Origin of the sequence: Pseudomonas sp. UBA6276 (genome assembly GCF_002438365.1) — a bacterium.
Classification (GTDB): Bacteria; Pseudomonadota; Gammaproteobacteria; order Pseudomonadales; family Pseudomonadaceae; genus Aquipseudomonas; species Aquipseudomonas coleopterorum.
The window spans coordinates 49,366-65,018 of the sequence record NZ_DJUS01000047.1; the positions used below are offsets into that span (position 1 = coordinate 49,366).

The window sequence follows — 15,653 nt, forward strand, 5'->3', positions numbered from 1 at the left end:
TCCCCTTTTCAAGCTATGCAGGTATCCATTGATGCGGCAGCAGCTGGGCGATTTCGCTAGCTCGCTGCGTCGGCAACCTCGTCAGCACATCCTTGAGATAAGCATACGGGTCATGCCCGTTTAAGCGCGCCGACTGGATCAGGCTCGCGATCGCTGCCGCCCGCTTGCCGCTGCGCAGCGATCCCGCAAACAACCAGTTCGACCGCCCAAGCGCCCATGGCCGGATCAAGTTCTCGATCTGGTTGTTGTCGATGGGCACAGCACCATCTTCCAGGTAGCGCGTCAGCGCTACCCAGCGTTTAACGCTGTAATCCAAGGCCTTTGCCGTAGCCGAGCCTTCGGGCACACGCTCGCGTTGGGCCCGCATCCACTCATGCAGTTTTTCAGCGATGGGCACGGCTGCTTCCTGGCGTAATCGCCAACGGTCTTCGTCGCTCATGTCCTTGGCGTGTCGCTCGACTTCGTAAAGCCCGCCAATCGAGTGAAGTGCCTGCTCCGCCAACTGGCTTTTATTGGCTACATGCAGGTCGAAGAACTTACGGCGCGCATGCGCCATGCAGCCGATTTCGGTGATGCCCAGTTCGAAGCTGGCCTTGTAGCCGGCAAAGTCATCACAGACCAGCTTGCCGTTCCAGGTGCCCAGGAAGTTACGCGCATGCTCGCCGGCACGGCTGGGGCTGAAGTCGTAAACCACGGCCTTGAGGGCTGAGAACTGCGTCGTGCTATAGGCCCAGACGTAAGCGCGGTGGGTTTTCTTCTCGCCGGGCGCCAGCATTTGTACCGGCGTTTCATCGGCGTGAACCACGTGCTGGGCCAGCACCACTTCGCGCAGCGCATCGACCAGCGGCTGAAGCTGCACGCCGGTTTGACCCACCCACTGCGCCAGTGTCGAGCGCGGGATGGCCATGCCGGCACGGCCGAAGATCTTTTCCTGTCGATACAGCGGCAGGAGGTCGGCGAACTTCGCCACCATCACATGCGCCAGCAGGCCGGCAGTGGGGATGCCCTTGTCGATCACCTGGGGCGGCACCGGGGCCTGGATCAATGTTTCGCACTGCCGGCAGGCCCATTTCCCACGCACATGCTGTTCGACGGTGAACACGCCCGGCGTGTAGTCCAGCTTCTCGCTGAGATCTTCGCCGATGCGCTGAAGCTGGCAGCCGCACGCGCACTGAGTGTTGTCCGGCTCGTGATGGACCACAGTGCGGGGGAACTGCGGTGGCAACGGCGCACGCTTGGGTTGCTTGCGTGGCTCTTCCTGCGCAGGTGCGGGATGAAGGGCTTTTAACTCCGCCTCGATGGCTTCGAGGTCGGTATTGAGTAGGTCATCGAGCAGGCTGCCCTGCGCCGGGCTGATCTGCTCGCTGCGCTTGGCGAACTTGTGCCGTTTAAGGATGGCGATCTCGTGAGTGAGCTGCTCGATAATCGTTTCATCACGATGGATCTTTCGGCTCTGGGTGTCGACCTTGGACATCAACTGCGCAGCCAGTGTGCGCAGTTGTTCGGGGGTCATTTGGTCGAGATCGGGCAAGGAAGTCATGGGGGTGGATTTTACCAAAGCAGCCCGACTGCTTCAGCTAAAAGGCAGCATTTAAAGCAATATGATTGCGCCGCCCGCACCGACTCGTTGCCAGGGTAATCCAAGTACCAGCGCCTGGAGTTGTTCGGGGTCGAGTTCGACCTCCGTTCCACGATGGACGCCTGGCCAATGAAACTTACCTTGGTTCAAGCGCCGTGCCGCCAGCCAGATACCGACGCCGTCGTGCACCAAGACTTTCATCCGGTTGGCTCGACGGTTGGCAAAGAGGTAAGCGCAGTGCGGCTTCGCCGCACCGAACACCGCGACCACTTTAGCCAATGCAGTCTCAGTGCCGGCACGCATGTCCATGGGTTCGGTGGCGAGCCAGATGGCATCAACGCGAATCATCGGGACAAGCCACTAATAAAGCGCGCACAACCATCTGGATCTGCGGCTGGCCATTTAACTGTGATGGATTTATCGCCTAGAGGCAGCGAGATGATCACCATCTCTTCTGATGCTCGCCTTGGTACCGTTTTTACCGGAACGAAAGCCGGCAAGGTTGCAGGCGATTGATCCCGGTAAGTTGGTAGCCACTTGCGGATCACGTTGGCGTTGATGCCGTGATGGATGGCTACGCTGGAAATTGTGGCTCCGGGTTGCAGGCATTCCTGGACGACTTGGGCTTTGAATGGCTTGGGGTAATAGCTTCGTTGGCGCATGGATATCCTGGCGATAAGGGTGATCGCGTCCGCTTAAAAATACGCGGACACCATCGCCCTTAATGCTGGAGTTCAGTAGCTGTATTCGCCATCCGCTTACGTTCATAGGCCATATCCAGCGCCTTGATCACCAGATCCGTATTCGGTTTGCTCGACAATGCCCAGCCCACCACTCGGCGCGCGAAGAGATCCATGACGACTGCCAGGCAATTCCATTTTCCTTGCGCCCAGATGTAGGTGATATTGCCGCACCAGACGTGATTAGGCGCTGGAACATCGAACTCTCGATTCAAAATGTTCGGAATGTCTGGCCGCTCAACTGTCGCTTTTTTATAAGCATGCGAGCCCGGTTGCTTGCTGATCAATCCCAGCTCCCGCATCAGGCCGCGTACCTTGAATCGGCCGATCTGCTCGCCATCTTCTTGCATCATCAAAACGATGCTGCGACTGCCGGCAGCGCTCCGACTTTGCGTGAACAGTTCGTTGACTCGACTGCGTAATCTAACCCGCTCAACGTTTGGAGTCCGGCGTCTGCGGCGATGCTCGTAGTAGCATGAGCGCGGTACTTCAAAGGCTTCGCACAGCAACTCAACCGATTCACGGACACTAAGCTGATCAATCAGCGCATGCGCTCGTGCGCGGTAGCCTTTTTAAAATGAATTTCTCCGCTCAAGGCGAGCGATCCGGGCTTCCAGTCCTTGGATTTTCTGCTGCTCCGGCGTCAGGGCTTTGCTCTGCGGCGTGACGCCATCGCGCTCCAGCTAAAGCTGGTTGACCCAGCGACGCAGCGCGGACTCGACCACTCCGAGCGAGCGACAGGCTTCGATATGGCTATAGCCTTGATCGAGCACGAGGCCTGCGGCCTCGTGTTTGAATTCAGCGGAAAAAGTACGGCGTTGTTTGGTCATCAGACACCTCTATCTGGCGAGCATTCTCGCCTAAATGGGTGTCCGGCTTCATTAGACCACTACACCATTGATGATATTGAAGGTTGGCTCGCCGACAGGCCTTTTTTCGGCTTTTAGTTGTCTTAGCTCACGTTCAGTCTCCTTCTTTGGCTGGACCTCTAGCCGGCGGGGCTGGCGGAGCCTTGGGCGGTGTTTTGGGTAACACGTTTCTCGGCATAAGCGGATTAACGTTTAAGCCCTCATTGATACTTTTCCTGATCACCTCATCGATGCTTTCTCTATCACGACTCATTTTCTTCCTCCGGCTTATCTAGGAACTCAATCCAAGCTACATCTGCTACGGCAATCAGTATAGAGGTAATTCTATCAGCTGGTTCGTAGCTGCCATTGACAATCCAAGTGGGTTGGATAATCAAGTAGTGACCCGTTGTGGGGTCAGTCGGCCAAGCTCTAGGATATCCCGCGAGCCTCCTTCCATCCTTCAGCTGCAGCGCAACGCCTCTGTCTTTTTGTGTACGATGTGCGAAACGCCATTCCCCATCAGCTGATCGGGATGTTAATCGAAGGTTTCTGCATATCGCGTAAATAGCGTCGTTGTTGGCCCACTTGGCAAGCAGAAGCCCAGAGACAACCGCGATCGTGACACTCCATCCCGTCGCAACACCGTCAGTCCATTGCCCCAAGGTGTGAAATTTTCCTGCTAAAATCGCCAACCAATGAATCACCTTGACGACAACCTGAATTACTACTGTCGACATTAAGGCTTGGATTACCCGCTCAAACTGACTGGGCTTCGGCGCATCAGATAACCAATAAAAGATAAATGTGACAACGAAACCCGGCATTATGGCTTGCAATACTGGCAGAGCTTCAGCTAGAACACCTTCCATTCAGCCTCCTCAAGCTCACTATCTAAGAGTAATAGATCAAATACTTCAGCTAAATTACCAGTGTGCACCACCTTTAATGTTTCGAAGCCTCTCGATTGAATACCAGCCGTTGCCGAAAGTAGACCATAAGATTGAGGCTGCTATATTTCACCGTTTACTATTAAACTGAAGATTTTCTAATGCCCCCTTAAAGCGTCTTGAGCATCGCCAGTTGAGGATGGTTCGAAAAGTCTTCCTTCGCTGTACTAAGCAAGCTGTCAAATTTGATATTCCTGCCTCCGCCGCCCTGCTTCAAAGTGCGAAGTGCAGCATGCCAAGAAGCTTGGCCGGTCGGCTGTAGCTGGAGGCGGAACAGATCACCACCTGCTCGGCTCCATATCTCTTGATCCCTAGGTCCAAATGGGTAAAGTTCGATTAGGATCTTCTCTAGCGCAAACCACAGTTCCTCCTCTTGCACCATCGGCGCAAGCGGCGACTTCCTCCCGCCTTGACTTAGTGCAACAGCGAAGTTCCCTTCAAGATCGTCAGCCTTAAAAACTGGATGCTGGTTATCTGGGATCAGTTTTGGCACTTCTTCGGAGACGTAGTTAAACAGGTCAAAGATTTTGATGAAACCGCTGGCGTTCTTGTCAGCAGCTCCCCGCAAACCTGAAAGCAATACCGTAGTGAAAACGCTATTTCTCGCTCCGGAAAATACGGACGAAAATTCGTTAGCGCGACAAGATGCCATCAGCGCACGTCCTTTTCCAACTGCCAGCTTCGCGAATATTTTTTGGCTGTAGCCCGACTTGAACTCGTGATCTCCGCCATTAGTCGATCTTTTCGAAATCGCAGCCCCTCCAGCATGACAAGCGTCGATGAACACCAGCAGTCGCTTCGCCCTGATCTGCGCAAGGACTGCGGCTAACTCACTAGAACTAATAGATGTGTTTTCAATGTCAGCTAGATCGCTGTCCACGGTGACCAGCACGCTGTCCTCATTGCCAGGATCGCCTACGATGGCACCATGACCGGAAAAGAATACGCAAACCGTGTCGTCAGGACCCGCCCTAGCAGCCAATTCTTCTAGCCCTTTCAGTACAGCTGCCCGAGTAGCGCTCTCTTCTAAGAGAGTGACGACGTGCGCAGGGGTATAGGCGCAGTATTCCGGTGATGAGAGGGTCGCTGCAACGTCATTAACGTCGTTCAGAATCGCAGCAGGCAGGCTAGAGATTTGCTGATAGCTCGCCACGCCGATGAGAAGGGCATGGCCTTGCGGGTAACTAGTTGTGTTCATATGGAAACCATAAACATGGGATGTCAACGCCGGCCTATGATATCAACGTCTCTGATATACAAGCGCAGCTTTTCGTTCACAGGAAAATCATTGCACATTACTTTAAGGAGCTCACGTGCAGTCGGCCGACCGCCGTAGCGGATTGAATTCAATGCAGTGTGCCAACGTGTTGCGCCGTTTTGGGGCTGCCCTGGAAGGTCAGCATTTTTGCCTCCGGCCCGTGACCAGAGTTCGTCACTATCTGGACCGCGAGGATAGAGCTCGCAGGCCTCCTTCTCGAATTCATCCCACTTCTCGCGATCGCTTGGTTTAGAGATTCCAAGCATCCAACGCGTATAAAAGTTGAGCAAGTCTGCGCACAACCTTAGCCCCGGCATGAGATCTGGGCGGTGGTCGGCAAACCGCTCTGAGAGGTTTTTGGCTGCTCGCTCCCACCGTCGAGACGCCACAAGCGATCCCAGTTGCTCAGAATCGGTATGAGAAAGAGTGCGAACGTTCTTCAAGAGATTGCTTAGCCATGAAATGAACACATCTTCGAGGAAGGACGGAAGTAGACTGATGATTGAGACGCGCGCAGCAACCGTCACCGATGATTTCTCAAGCACGGACTTTAAACTCAAACTTGCGATAATTGCGCACTCAAGTGGGGCTTCGGGGGGAGTAATCACTGATTCTCTTACCGCGACGTTCAACCAACCGATTGCAGTCGCCTGTAGGTAGTACTCACGCTGCGAAATGGGGAGAGACGACCATAGCCGCGCCCGCTCCGGGACGGCACTAAGATCAGCCAATGGGGTATGCGCCAACGCTTCAAGTAAGCCAGTTTCGACGTGCCGTCCTTCGACAAGTTGAGCTAGAACGGTGTCGCGCGCGCAGATGGCGTTACTTGGAGCGTTCCACAGGGAAGAGCTCTTGCTAATCGCAGCCCCCCATACCTTTTGCTCGGTGATGTTCTCGCAGCGGATATTAGACAGGATCTCAGGGTAGGTGGCCGCCAGGCCAGCGCATAATTCCACCAAGCGCAAGTCCGTATATTTGAGTGCGCATTCCAATGCCTGGGAAGGACTCGCGTATCTGAGGGCTGAGCGCAAGCCGGCGCTTTGGTCTGGATCCCTGTCCACTTTGAGCTGTTGAGCTGCAGCATCGAGAGGGGGGAGAGTCGAAGCTAACAAGGCACCATATGCGGTCAGCCATCGCTTTTTCAGCAACGACGAGAGCAAGGGGGCATGATTGGTGACGTGGAGCTTTCGGGGCACTTCCTTCGTCAGTCGTTGCTCAACCGCTGCATCAGCCGGTAGGAAGTCTATGACCGCGTCGAACGCAGCTTGGCTGTTCTCAGCCCATCGCCAGATCGCTTGAAAAATGGCGGGGTTGTCTCGACGAGCGGCAGTCGATAAGCCCGCTGTCACCGCAGCGCGCCAAGACGGAAATGCGAGATCCTCATCAACCGACGCAGCAGCCATCTCTGTTAAATCGCTGTCGTCCACTGGCGCGAAATTGAGGTTACTAACCCTAAGCTCAACGGCCGACCAAAGCAACGCAGTATTGGCAAAACCAGTGAGTGCCAGATTCCTCATTGGCAGCAATTGCTTGCAGCCTATTCCTGGAATCAAGGCTGTGAAACGTCCGATGATCTTGTCCTTGATTCCTGCGCCGAGTGTCGGCTGACTTGAGAGGCCATCTGTCAAGCGCATGGCAGTCAGCAAATTATCGAAACTCACGCGATCTGATAGGAGGGTGTGCAGCCGTTCAAGCTTAGCCAGCTCCTTGAGCGTATGAACTTCAAGGCCCAACTCTGCGGCTAAAGCAAGGATCGGCCGCAGGTCGCGCAGGCCACAGAGAACGCGTGCAATTTCAGATTCTGGGGTTTTATCGCCTGGCTTTACTATACGGTGCTTCGTCCAGCGAGCTTGGAGCTGCTCAGGCGTGCATACGAGCGCAGGCAGTGGTTGCTCTACAATGTCGTTCGGACCAAAGCTCAGCCGGAACGCGAAAGTTCTCCTCAAAGCTGGCCAGAGATTCCTCCATAAAGAATCGACGAGGTGCTCGAATCCTCCAGCGCTCAGTCGGACTACCGGGGCGAGTTCTTGGGCTGTCAACGCGTTAGCCGTACCTATTAGGTCTGCAGCCGGTTCGTGGCTGCTGTCGAGAGTGTTAAGCTCAAGCGTTACCATCGAGCCGGGACAATCTGTAACTGACGGTGCCAGCCGCCCAAACAACATGGCCAGACTGCTAACCTCGCACATATCGTTCAAGCTGATGATCAGTGCATGAGTCAGCACCATTCCACCGCGCGACGCACTAGAATCCAGAAACGTGCGAGCAAGCACGTAGTGCTCGTCGATTGGGAAGCCGCGAACAAACGGAGACCAAGTCTGGACACCGATAGGCACTACATCTGGTAGGTCCAGCTTTGATGCGATGGTAGCGGCTATAGGCGCATCAGTACTTGATGCCCTAAGTCCGTGGCCTCGACCTGATACTTCGCCATAGACAGCCTGCTCGACTCGCATTTGCTCAGACCCCATCAATCATTAGGCGTTGAATCGGCAGGGTGATGTCGTTGCTCTTAACACCGTCAGGTAGCACTACATAGCCGAACTCTTCGGGGCCGCGGATTGCATACTCTTGGTCCGCATCCGTCTTACTGAGTGTGCGTTCCAAAGCCGACAAGCCAATGACAGCAGGCGACGCCCAATTGCTCCGCACGAACGACCAAAGCATCGGTAGTCGAGAGGCCAGAAGGTCAACCGGTAGTTCTGTCGTTTTAAGCTCATCCCAACAACTCAGAAGCAGCGTCAAGCGAGGTTTGCGAAGCGGCCGGTCCAAGTGGAACTGGGCCAAGTAGAGCAGCATTTGAAGAAGCTCTACTGTTCTTGCTTGATCTGACAGATCGTATGAGGGAGTCTCTGCTTGGGATTCCAGCGCAGCGAATGACTGCAGCGGGCGTGAAAATAGATCATCTTCAGACCGAAGAGAATGCAGTCTGATGAGCAATACCCAATCCGTGGCTCCAAGTACACGTTCGCGCCAGGCGGCAGGGATCTTGCGCTGCGTGACAAGATTACGGACCTGTTCGCCGCCGTAGTCAGGCCAAATCAGTTCGGCGTGGCGACCGGCCTCATCCGTGATAGGCCAGACGCTCTCAACATAGGTGCTAGCCGGTGTATGGTCAGTCGACTTTCCCTCTGTCAAGCAACTGAGAGCTGTAGTAAATGCCTCCAGGTTCGTCGGAGCACCTGACATCTTAAGCGCGCACGCTTTGACCATGAGCCTCTTCAAAAACTGAGCCCCATAGTGAGTCTTACCGACGTTTGACTCGCCGACCAACAAGATAGTGTGTTGAGCCGCCACCAACTATCTCCTATCGAATCTATAAAATGGATCGTGACTAGACGATGCTGTCATGGGCAAGCCTACTCCCGCTCGTTCGGTACAGAGAATCCAGGCAAATAGCTCGCGGAAGCCTTCTGCTGCGTCGATATCGTCACAAGGGGAGACGCTGACTGTGAACTCTCGGGCGCTTGAGGAAGCAGAGGCTACCGCCTTTCTGATCTGCGCCTCCATGGCTGGTGCCACGTCTACGTCCCCCTTGGTCCAGACAAGTGCCATGCGCCGTCCGCGAGCTTCTGTCACAGCACGTTGAGCCAGTAGCTGAAAATCGTTTCTAGCGGTCCCCATCTTCGGTCCAGCAAGTGCCTGGCGGTCAGCAATTAATAGTGTGACATCTGCGTGTCGGGCAATCCACCGGGCCCCTTCAGCGTCAACTGCCTGTTCATTGACCGCCCATTTTTGAAACCACTCCCCCGGGGCGTCGGCAAAAAGAAGGTCGCGCAGCGACCCGTCCTCACGACGAAAACCAAGGTGAAGCATGCCAGGTGCTCGAGCCGCCCCACTGGGCGTGTGAGGCGGAAAGCTTGGAGGCTGTCCCGGCTTCCAGCGCAAATATGTCCCCACGGCCTCCCAACCTGCGAGCGTGTAAGAGTTACTGAACAGATTCGCGTCAGTGGTTAGGGATCCTCGGCCAAGCAATAGATAGAACGCACCAAGAATGGTCGTCTTACCTGCGCTTTCAGGACCGACGATACCGACAATTATAGGTTTTACCTTACCGCTAACAAAGTTGAGATCAGACTCTCCCATTGCCAAGCCGCTCCATGGGAGCAGCATCTGGTCATCGCTAGGCGAGGGAATTACCTCGCTTTGGCTAACTTGCGTCCACTCGGGACACATGTCGAGCCGGAGGTGGCCCAAGGTGCAAGTGGTGTTGTCATCCGCAAAGCAGTTTGGTTGGGGGCACCTGTTCATGGGGATTTCACTTCTTCCTTGTCCGCGTGGATGGGCTGTTGCTGATAGCGCGAGCTGTCTGGAGCTCTCGGAATAGGTATGTTCCCCAATCAGATGGGGTCATTAAAGTGGAAGCATCCACGCCACAGAGTGCACGTAGGGTTGCTGCTTCAGCTATCACTGAAGTTTGCGAGTGTCCAATCAGCGATAGTAGAAGGCCTCGGCCAACTGGCGCAGGCGCGTATTGCGCAGCCAGCTCACGGAATGGCTGCATGAAAGTAGCTGTCTTCGCTTCGTGAACGAGACATGCGAAGTCACGCTCACCGTTGCTTTGGTCATCTTTTTCAATCGGTAGACAGCGAATGGCTTCTCGCAAGAAGGCAGATACGCTTGCCGGCGAATAAGTCGGTACCTGTTTATGTAAGTCTAGCGCCATTAGTGCGGAGGCTTCGAATGGCGGTAGCTCAAGATAACTCGCGTGAGCACTCGGAGAATACAGCGCTTCTTTCCACCAAAGTAGGTTCGTACGGCGCTGCAGACCTGTCGTTGCTGCGCTGAAGCTAGCCAACGCTTTTTCAACATGTGTGGCGACCGCCTTCGCAAGTGCAGATAACGGGCCTGAGAGATCTACGGGGGATGGAGCAAGCTCCTCGGCCACTCCGTCGATTGCTTCTGCGATGCTGTCACTAAATTTATCTAAAACAGTTGGCATCCAATTGCTGACGTATTGGTAGTGCTCAATTGCGGCCGCAGCCGAGACACGACCTTCCTTCAAACGCTCCCGATCAACAATGACAGTTTCAGATTGTCTGTCTATTGGATGCGGTGGGGTGTACTCCAAAGGATCTACCGTAATCGTTTCCGGCGTTGCCCACTCTTTCTCGGCGCGTGCATCGATCTTTTTTTCAATTTCGCTAACAGCTTCGCGCCAAATATCGGATTCGTCAGCTGCTTCGGAGTGAGCCAGGGCGTTGCGGGCCGTGTTGACGAAGGCTACTGCAATATCATCGTCCGAACGAGCTGTCTGTACAATCGCGTCAAGGAGGATAGCCCGTAAGATGCTGACTGGCCGCCCGGCAAAGGCATTGGCAATAGTCTCCCATTGCTTGCGGAGGGCCTCCATTGCCTCTTCCACGGTTGGGTCCGTGGGTGCAATGTTGGGATCGGCCGCCACCATTGTGAAGCTGACGGTTTTGGAAGGTGCTTTTCGAAGGATGGCTGCTAGGTCTTTGACCGTAGATCGAAGCTTATCGAGTTTTGTGTCATCGCCTTTGAGGTCGATAGTTCCAGTCTCAAGAAACTTCAGCAAAAATTCCTGTTGCATTCCCTAGTCCCGACCTTGGTGTGATGCCCAAATGATACTAAAGCCTACAACGTACCGATAGGTGCCGACTCCAATCGCTGCGTTTGGCCAAGAGCAGCTCCTTCGCTGGTGACAATTTTAGGAAGGTAGCTATCGGGAGTAGGCGGCCCACACTGAACCGCTTTTCGTTACACCTTTTCCAAAGTTACACTGCGAGAGCAAAAATCATCTCGAGGTGTAGCTCATTTATTTTACATATAAATCAATTAGTTAAAGCGATCTACTACACGCTCTACACCTGTTACACAGCATTATTCAAGATGTTCGCTTGAATTATCCCATACCCCTTTAGGTTCAACCCTCAGCGGGAAAGGTCCAGCCCGCCTAAGGGGTTCGAAATCTGCTGGGGACCGTGAAGGATCAGCCGATATACGGGGTTGGGAACCCGCAGCTTTTCATTAGCGGACGATCTGCCAGCTTAGTGAACTGGTGAACTGGGTGAACTGGGTGAACTGGGTGAACTGGGTGAACAGGGGTGAATTGTGCATCTTCTTGAACATCGGCCCTAATCCTTACCGTACCGGTAAAAATCACCTGACTTGACAGCGCTTCGGCTAGATTTCAGTGGTTGAAATTTCAGTAACCTGGCGGGCGGCTCGCTAGCGCGCTAGAGTGGGTTACCGTCCCCGTATGTTGCCGAAACTCCCAGGATCCCCGGCCCCAGCGAGGACTGCGGTCGGGGCACTGGCCAGGCTCGGTGCCTGCTGTTGGCCCCTGCGCTAGGCCCAGCAACTCGGCAACCTACTGCTCGTACAATTTGATCGCCAAATCAGCGCTGGCCATCGCGGTCTGGCAGTCACCGCCGCCCTCATCCACACCGATCCGGCACCATCTTCGAGGAAGGGTTTCAGCTTCGTTATTTCATTTCTACAAGGAGTCGCGTTGCAGGCGACTTCGCGTGCATCTACTGATTGAGCTAGTCAAAGTGAAGTAGTCCGCTGGCGATTTTGTGCGTATGGCAAAACTATCGATGCATGACAGGAAGTAGACTAATGGGGTTGAGAGCTAGATCTCTTGACAGTGGTTGGTTTGGCCGTAACGGCTTCTGGTCTAAGGGGGGGCTTTTGAAGGAGCAGTGAGGGAGTCCGTTTCCTGGGGCGCTTTTGGGCTTCTGCTTACGCTGCTTGCCAACGTTGCGGCTGATCACTCGAGTGGCAAGTATCTAACGATGGCAGCTCTCGAAGGGTTAGGCCCTAGTCTGTGGAACGTGGCTGGTTCTACTGGACTGATCTTCTTCGGCGCCTTTTTGATCCGCCCTGGTGTGGCCGGGACGGCCTATGTTGCAAACCTGCCCTTGTCAGGCACTCATTCGTTGGGCGCTTACATGGCCGGTGTAATTCTAGGAGGGCTTCTCGTCCAGGTCCCAGCTATGGTCGTTGATCATGGTTGGGGATGGTTGTCGATTTGGACCGTCGTCCTTTTTGCTTGGTACATCGGGTGGTTAGTAAAGCAGCAGGGCCTTTTCAGAATTGGCTTAACAGCATTGGGGCGAGGTACAGGATCTCGGCCGGTCTCTTTTTCGTCCTCATGCCGTTGATCGCACTCGTCACTCAGAAAGTCTGAGGTCACTAGTCATTTGGGTGAATTTTTATTTAGGGATACGCTTTAGCTTTTTAGATGGCATAAGTTAGTAATAACGGGCCGCACCCTGTGTTATGCGATTCCTATCTCCGGCACCATCTGAAATCACCTGTGTCAGCTTCAGATTTTCAGACCCAGCAAGCCTGATGTAGCACCGCTGCTCAAGAACCCAGAATACGGATATCACATGCCTCTCCTAACCCTCAGCCGCCGAACAGCGGCTTTCGTGTTTTTGGCGACCCTTGCCGGTTGCGCAACGCACAAGGACTTCCAGGCCACAGGCGGAAGTCGCGCAGATGGCGTCATTGACGTTGGGTACGAATTCAATAGCTTCGAAACCCCCGTGGTCGATCAGCAGCAGGCGTATGCCATCGCCCGCTCCAAGTGTTCGTTATGGGGTTATGTCGACGCAGAGCCTTTTGGCGGAACAAACCAGGAATGCACGCTCAGACGCGGCTATGGCGATTGCTCCGCATGGCGTGTATCGAAGAAATACCAATGCCTCGGCAACCTCGGCAGCGTGTCTGCGCCACTCAATTACCTTGGCCCAAGCCAAGCTCCTGCTGCTGTCCCTGCGCGACAGGCGACAGCACCCTACCGAGCCGCGCCCAGTACCGCGCCTGCGCCCTTATCGTCCTCTGAATACCGCGAACGGCAGATCGATTTGCTGATGCAGCAGAACTTGCCTTACGACGAGTATCAAAAGAGATATCAGGCAATCATGGCGCAGTAGTGAATCGGGGGCAGGGCAGAAGCTGTCCAGCTCGGTTGCTCTCATGCATAGCCCAGACGACATGCCCAGGAGCCCCCATGTTCAGCCACATCCAAATCGGCGCCCGCGATCTCCCAAAAATGCTCGCCTTCTACGACCGCGTCCTCCAACCCCTGAGCCTCGTCCGCATCCCCGAGGAAAACGACGGCGGTCCAGACGGCGCCGGTTGGCAGCGGCCGGGCAGGCCCTGGCCTCAGGTCTACGTCCAGCTTCCGTTCAACGGCCTGCCAGCCACGTGGGGCAACGGCATGCAGGTGAGTTTTGCGGCGCAGTCGCAGCAGCAGGTGCGGGACGCGTGGCAGGCGGCGTTGGATAACGGCGGTACGGACGAGGGGGCGCCGGGTTTGCGGCCGCAGTATGCGCAGGACTATTTCGGGGCCTATTGCCGGGATCCCGAGGGCAACAAGTTATGTTTCGTGCACACCTCGGATATGGCCTAGACCGTTTACATCCGGCGCAGGTTGGCCAGTCGCGCGACGACGGCCGTGATTACTACGGCCAGGACCACGCCCGTCGCCACGGCGGGCAGTATGCCCAGTTGCATCACCATCCCTTGCAGGCTCAGGTAGAAGCCGATCACGCCGACGGCGCCAATGGCGTTGCCGCGCACGATGGCGGCGAGTTCCTGGCGTCCGCCCTGGACGTGGGCGAATACGGCCAGCGGCCACGCGATGATGGGGATGGGCGCCAGGTAGCCACTGACGACGGGGCCCAGCCACTGTGCGCCGGCGGTGATCAGCAGGAGCAGCAGGGTGGCGGTGAGCATCCGCATCGGGATGAGCCAGCTGGGCAGCGGAACCGGCTTTGCCGGGCGCTCGCCGGTCGTTGAGGTGGCCATGATCAGTACGACGATGAGGCACAGGGTGACCGCAATGGACGCCGGAAGTGAGCCCAGCCAGTTCATGAGCAAGGCGGCGACCACGTAGAAGGCCAGCGCTGCCACGCAGCCGAGGAATGCCGAAAGCCGCCGGGTCACGGTGAGGTAGAACAGGTAGGTCGCCTGGATCGCCGCAACGCCCGACAGCGCGCCCGGTACCGCCATTGCTACGAATCCAGCGCCTTGTTCAAGGCTCAGAAACAACATCACCACGGCCGAAGTCACCGGAAGACCCGAGAGCAAGCCACCGACGTGGGTGCCCCAGCGTTTGGCGGCGATGGAAATCGAGAGCATGAGCAGCGGGGTGATGAGCAGCTTGAGGTAGAAGACGGTCATGGTGTGTTTCGTTGTTTTTGGTTCGTACGTTTTACAGGATTCGATAGCCCGATGTGTTGGCGGTCATCTGTCTGGCCCACTCTGGCGCGGTTTGTGGGCATCTACTACCGTTAGGGTCGATGGAGTCAGTGGCTCCAGCCGTCTAAACAGGAGTGTTGCCATGGGTAAGTGGGTCCCTTCAATCGCTACCGCTTTGCTGCTGATCTGTGCCGTGGCGCCTGCCACGCAGGCTGAAGATGAACTGGACAAGGGCATTCGTCACGACAATCGTGAACTCGACAAAGGTGTCGAGCACGATGCCAAGGAAATCGACAAAGGCGTTAAACACGACGCCGCCGAGGTCGATAAAGGCCTCAAATATGACGATGATGAGCGGCACAAGGCCGACAAACACCTCGACAAGGAAGCGAAAAAGTATTTGTGACGGCAGGCTGTGACGCGATCGGCAGGCGCAATCGAGGGGAGCGTTCCCATCATGGCGATTGTTCGCTTCTACCTGTATCGTTTTCATCGCGTCTGTCGACCGCGCATGCGCCCGCATTGTATTTTGGGCAAGGAAGCCAACCGTGAAGTACCTTCTTATCATTCTCGCCAGTTACGCTTCGGTCTATCTGTGCGTCTCGCCGCTGCTCGATGCGCGGGTGCAGGATATTATCGAAGGTCTGGAGATGCGCCGCCGAGCGGCTGACATTGAGGTGTACATCGAGCAGGTAATCGACTCGTTGAATCGCACCAAGCTGGAGTACGCCTTGTTCGGCGGTACGTTGCTGGCCGGATTGATCTGCACCGGGGTCTGGTTGCTCAGCCGTTAGGCCGGGCATGCACGTCGGCAAGGCTGTACAGGCCATCCACGGTCACTTGCTGGCCTGGTCCTTTTCGCTGAACTCCACCGCCAGGGCGGCGGCCTCTTCGTCGTTGGTGCGGATGTGCAGCTCGCCCTCGGCGTCCTGTACTTGAAACACCAGGTCCATGCCTTGTGCACGGTATTGCTCGGGGACGTCATCGCCTTCGAGTTTCTTCACTGAAATGGCCATGGTTTTCCTCCCAAAGAAACTGTGACCCGTGCCTGTGGGTAACGTGCGGTCAAAAGTTATGCACAGGAACTTACCTCGCCTGCAAAGC

15 protein-coding genes and 1 pseudogene are annotated in these 15,653 nt (G+C 55.6%); 4 read left to right on the top strand and 12 right to left on the bottom strand.

The genetic code is table 11. From position 1 onward, the window contains the following. Positions 1 to 13: 13 nt before the first annotated feature. The 10 genes and pseudogenes from tnpC to B2V21_RS05480 form a co-directional block, all read right to left on the bottom strand. Entirely contained in the window at positions 14 to 1,540 is a 1,527-nt protein-coding gene (gene tnpC, locus B2V21_RS05435; RefSeq protein WP_286916252.1) for an IS66 family transposase, read from the bottom strand. Between the two features lie 51 nt (positions 1,541 to 1,591). Continuing rightward, on the bottom strand, positions 1,592 to 1,927 hold the full coding sequence (gene tnpB / locus B2V21_RS05440; protein ID WP_286916253.1) for an IS66 family insertion sequence element accessory protein TnpB: 336 nt from the start codon (positions 1,925 to 1,927) through the stop codon (positions 1,592 to 1,594). After that, positions 1,924 to 2,241 (bottom strand): IS66-like element accessory protein TnpA, encoded by a 318-nt coding sequence (tnpA, locus tag B2V21_RS05445; protein WP_286916254.1) that lies wholly within the window; start codon positions 2,239 to 2,241, stop codon positions 1,924 to 1,926. Before tnpA ends, tnpB begins: the two co-directional genes overlap by 4 nt. Positions 2,242 to 2,336: 95 nt before the next feature. Further along, positions 2,337 to 3,149 (bottom strand): annotated as a pseudogene (locus B2V21_RS05450) (IS3 family transposase); the annotation flags it as partial. Positions 3,150 to 3,430: 281 nt separating this feature from the next. Next, positions 3,431 to 4,039, bottom strand: a complete 609-nt coding sequence (locus B2V21_RS05455) for a DUF6338 family protein (protein WP_286916255.1) — start codon at positions 4,037 to 4,039, stop codon at positions 3,431 to 3,433. Between the two features lie 187 nt (positions 4,040 to 4,226). Continuing rightward, positions 4,227 to 5,315: a caspase family protein gene (locus B2V21_RS05460; RefSeq protein ID WP_286916256.1), complete on the bottom strand. Its 1,089-nt coding sequence runs from the start codon at positions 5,313 to 5,315 to the stop codon at positions 4,227 to 4,229. 23 nt (positions 5,316 to 5,338) lie between these two features. Continuing rightward, positions 5,339 to 7,843 carry an effector-associated domain EAD1-containing protein gene (locus tag B2V21_RS05465; protein ID WP_286916257.1) on the bottom strand — a complete coding sequence of 835 codons (2,505 nt, stop codon included), beginning with the start codon at positions 7,841 to 7,843 and terminating at the stop codon, positions 5,339 to 5,341. Beyond that, positions 7,833 to 8,669 carry a hypothetical protein gene (locus B2V21_RS05470; RefSeq protein WP_286916258.1) on the bottom strand — a complete coding sequence of 279 codons (837 nt, stop codon included), beginning with the start codon at positions 8,667 to 8,669 and terminating at the stop codon, positions 7,833 to 7,835. The genes B2V21_RS05465 and B2V21_RS05470 overlap by 11 nt, the downstream gene beginning before the upstream one ends. A 3-nt stretch (positions 8,670 to 8,672) precedes the next feature. Further along, entirely contained in the window at positions 8,673 to 9,623 is a 951-nt protein-coding gene (locus tag B2V21_RS05475) for a TRAFAC clade GTPase domain-containing protein (protein WP_349681585.1), read from the bottom strand. 7 nt (positions 9,624 to 9,630) lie between these two features. Then, on the bottom strand, positions 9,631 to 10,926 hold the full coding sequence (locus B2V21_RS05480; RefSeq protein WP_286916260.1) for a GTPase-associated system all-helical protein GASH: 1,296 nt from the start codon (positions 10,924 to 10,926) through the stop codon (positions 9,631 to 9,633). 1,807 nt (positions 10,927 to 12,733) lie between these two features. On the opposite strand from B2V21_RS05480, the gene yecR reads away from it, so the two are divergent. Both yecR and B2V21_RS05490 read left to right on the top strand, forming a co-directional pair. Next, entirely contained in the window at positions 12,734 to 13,279 is a 546-nt protein-coding gene (gene yecR / locus B2V21_RS05485; RefSeq protein ID WP_286916261.1) for a YecR family lipoprotein, read from the top strand. 77 nt (positions 13,280 to 13,356) lie between these two features. After that, positions 13,357 to 13,758: a VOC family protein gene (locus B2V21_RS05490; RefSeq protein WP_286916262.1), complete on the top strand. Its 402-nt coding sequence runs from the start codon at positions 13,357 to 13,359 to the stop codon at positions 13,756 to 13,758. Positions 13,759 to 13,763: 5 nt separating this feature from the next. Here the strand turns inward: B2V21_RS05490 and B2V21_RS05495 are convergent, their stop codons facing one another. Next, complete coding sequence (locus B2V21_RS05495; RefSeq protein WP_286916263.1) at positions 13,764 to 14,531, bottom strand: hypothetical protein; 768 nt, start codon at positions 14,529 to 14,531, stop codon at positions 13,764 to 13,766. A 160-nt stretch (positions 14,532 to 14,691) separates the two neighbouring features. On the opposite strand from B2V21_RS05495, the gene B2V21_RS05500 reads away from it, so the two are divergent. Together B2V21_RS05500 and B2V21_RS05505 are read left to right on the top strand one after the other, a co-directional pair. Next, positions 14,692 to 14,955 (top strand): hypothetical protein, encoded by a 264-nt coding sequence (locus tag B2V21_RS05500; RefSeq protein ID WP_286916264.1) that lies wholly within the window; start codon positions 14,692 to 14,694, stop codon positions 14,953 to 14,955. A 142-nt stretch (positions 14,956 to 15,097) separates the two neighbouring features. Then, positions 15,098 to 15,343 (top strand): hypothetical protein, encoded by a 246-nt coding sequence (locus B2V21_RS05505; protein ID WP_286916265.1) that lies wholly within the window; start codon positions 15,098 to 15,100, stop codon positions 15,341 to 15,343. A 42-nt stretch (positions 15,344 to 15,385) separates the two neighbouring features. Here the strand turns inward: B2V21_RS05505 and B2V21_RS05510 are convergent, their stop codons facing one another. Next, positions 15,386 to 15,565 carry a hypothetical protein gene (locus tag B2V21_RS05510; protein ID WP_056844111.1) on the bottom strand — a complete coding sequence of 60 codons (180 nt, stop codon included), beginning with the start codon at positions 15,563 to 15,565 and terminating at the stop codon, positions 15,386 to 15,388. Between the last annotated feature and the right edge of the window lie 88 nt (positions 15,566 to 15,653).

What these genes read in the sequence shown, in the direction of transcription:
- tnpC (WP_286916252.1), bottom strand. Translation starts at nt 1,540, where the DNA reads ATGACTTCCTTGCCCGATCTCGACCAAATGACCCCCGAACAACTGCGC.
- tnpB (WP_286916253.1), bottom strand. Translation starts at nt 1,927, where the DNA reads ATGATTCGCGTTGATGCCATCTGGCTCGCCACCGAACCCATGGACATG.
- tnpA (WP_286916254.1), bottom strand. Translation starts at nt 2,241, where the DNA reads ATGCGCCAACGAAGCTATTACCCCAAGCCATTCAAAGCCCAAGTCGTC.
- B2V21_RS05455 (WP_286916255.1), bottom strand. Translation starts at nt 4,039, where the DNA reads ATGGAAGGTGTTCTAGCTGAAGCTCTGCCAGTATTGCAAGCCATAATG.
- B2V21_RS05460 (WP_286916256.1), bottom strand. Translation starts at nt 5,315, where the DNA reads ATGAACACAACTAGTTACCCGCAAGGCCATGCCCTTCTCATCGGCGTG.
- B2V21_RS05465 (WP_286916257.1), bottom strand. Translation starts at nt 7,843, where the DNA reads ATGGGGTCTGAGCAAATGCGAGTCGAGCAGGCTGTCTATGGCGAAGTA.
- B2V21_RS05475 (WP_349681585.1), bottom strand. Translation starts at nt 9,623, where the DNA reads ATGAACAGGTGCCCCCAACCAAACTGCTTTGCGGATGACAACACCACT.
- B2V21_RS05480 (WP_286916260.1), bottom strand. Translation starts at nt 10,926, where the DNA reads ATGCAACAGGAATTTTTGCTGAAGTTTCTTGAGACTGGAACTATCGAC.
- yecR (WP_286916261.1), top strand. Translation starts at nt 12,734, where the DNA reads ATGCCTCTCCTAACCCTCAGCCGCCGAACAGCGGCTTTCGTGTTTTTG.
- B2V21_RS05490 (WP_286916262.1), top strand. Translation starts at nt 13,357, where the DNA reads ATGTTCAGCCACATCCAAATCGGCGCCCGCGATCTCCCAAAAATGCTC.
- B2V21_RS05495 (WP_286916263.1), bottom strand. Translation starts at nt 14,531, where the DNA reads ATGACCGTCTTCTACCTCAAGCTGCTCATCACCCCGCTGCTCATGCTC.
- B2V21_RS05500 (WP_286916264.1), top strand. Translation starts at nt 14,692, where the DNA reads ATGGGTAAGTGGGTCCCTTCAATCGCTACCGCTTTGCTGCTGATCTGT.
- B2V21_RS05510 (WP_056844111.1), bottom strand. Translation starts at nt 15,565, where the DNA reads ATGGCCATTTCAGTGAAGAAACTCGAAGGCGATGACGTCCCCGAGCAA.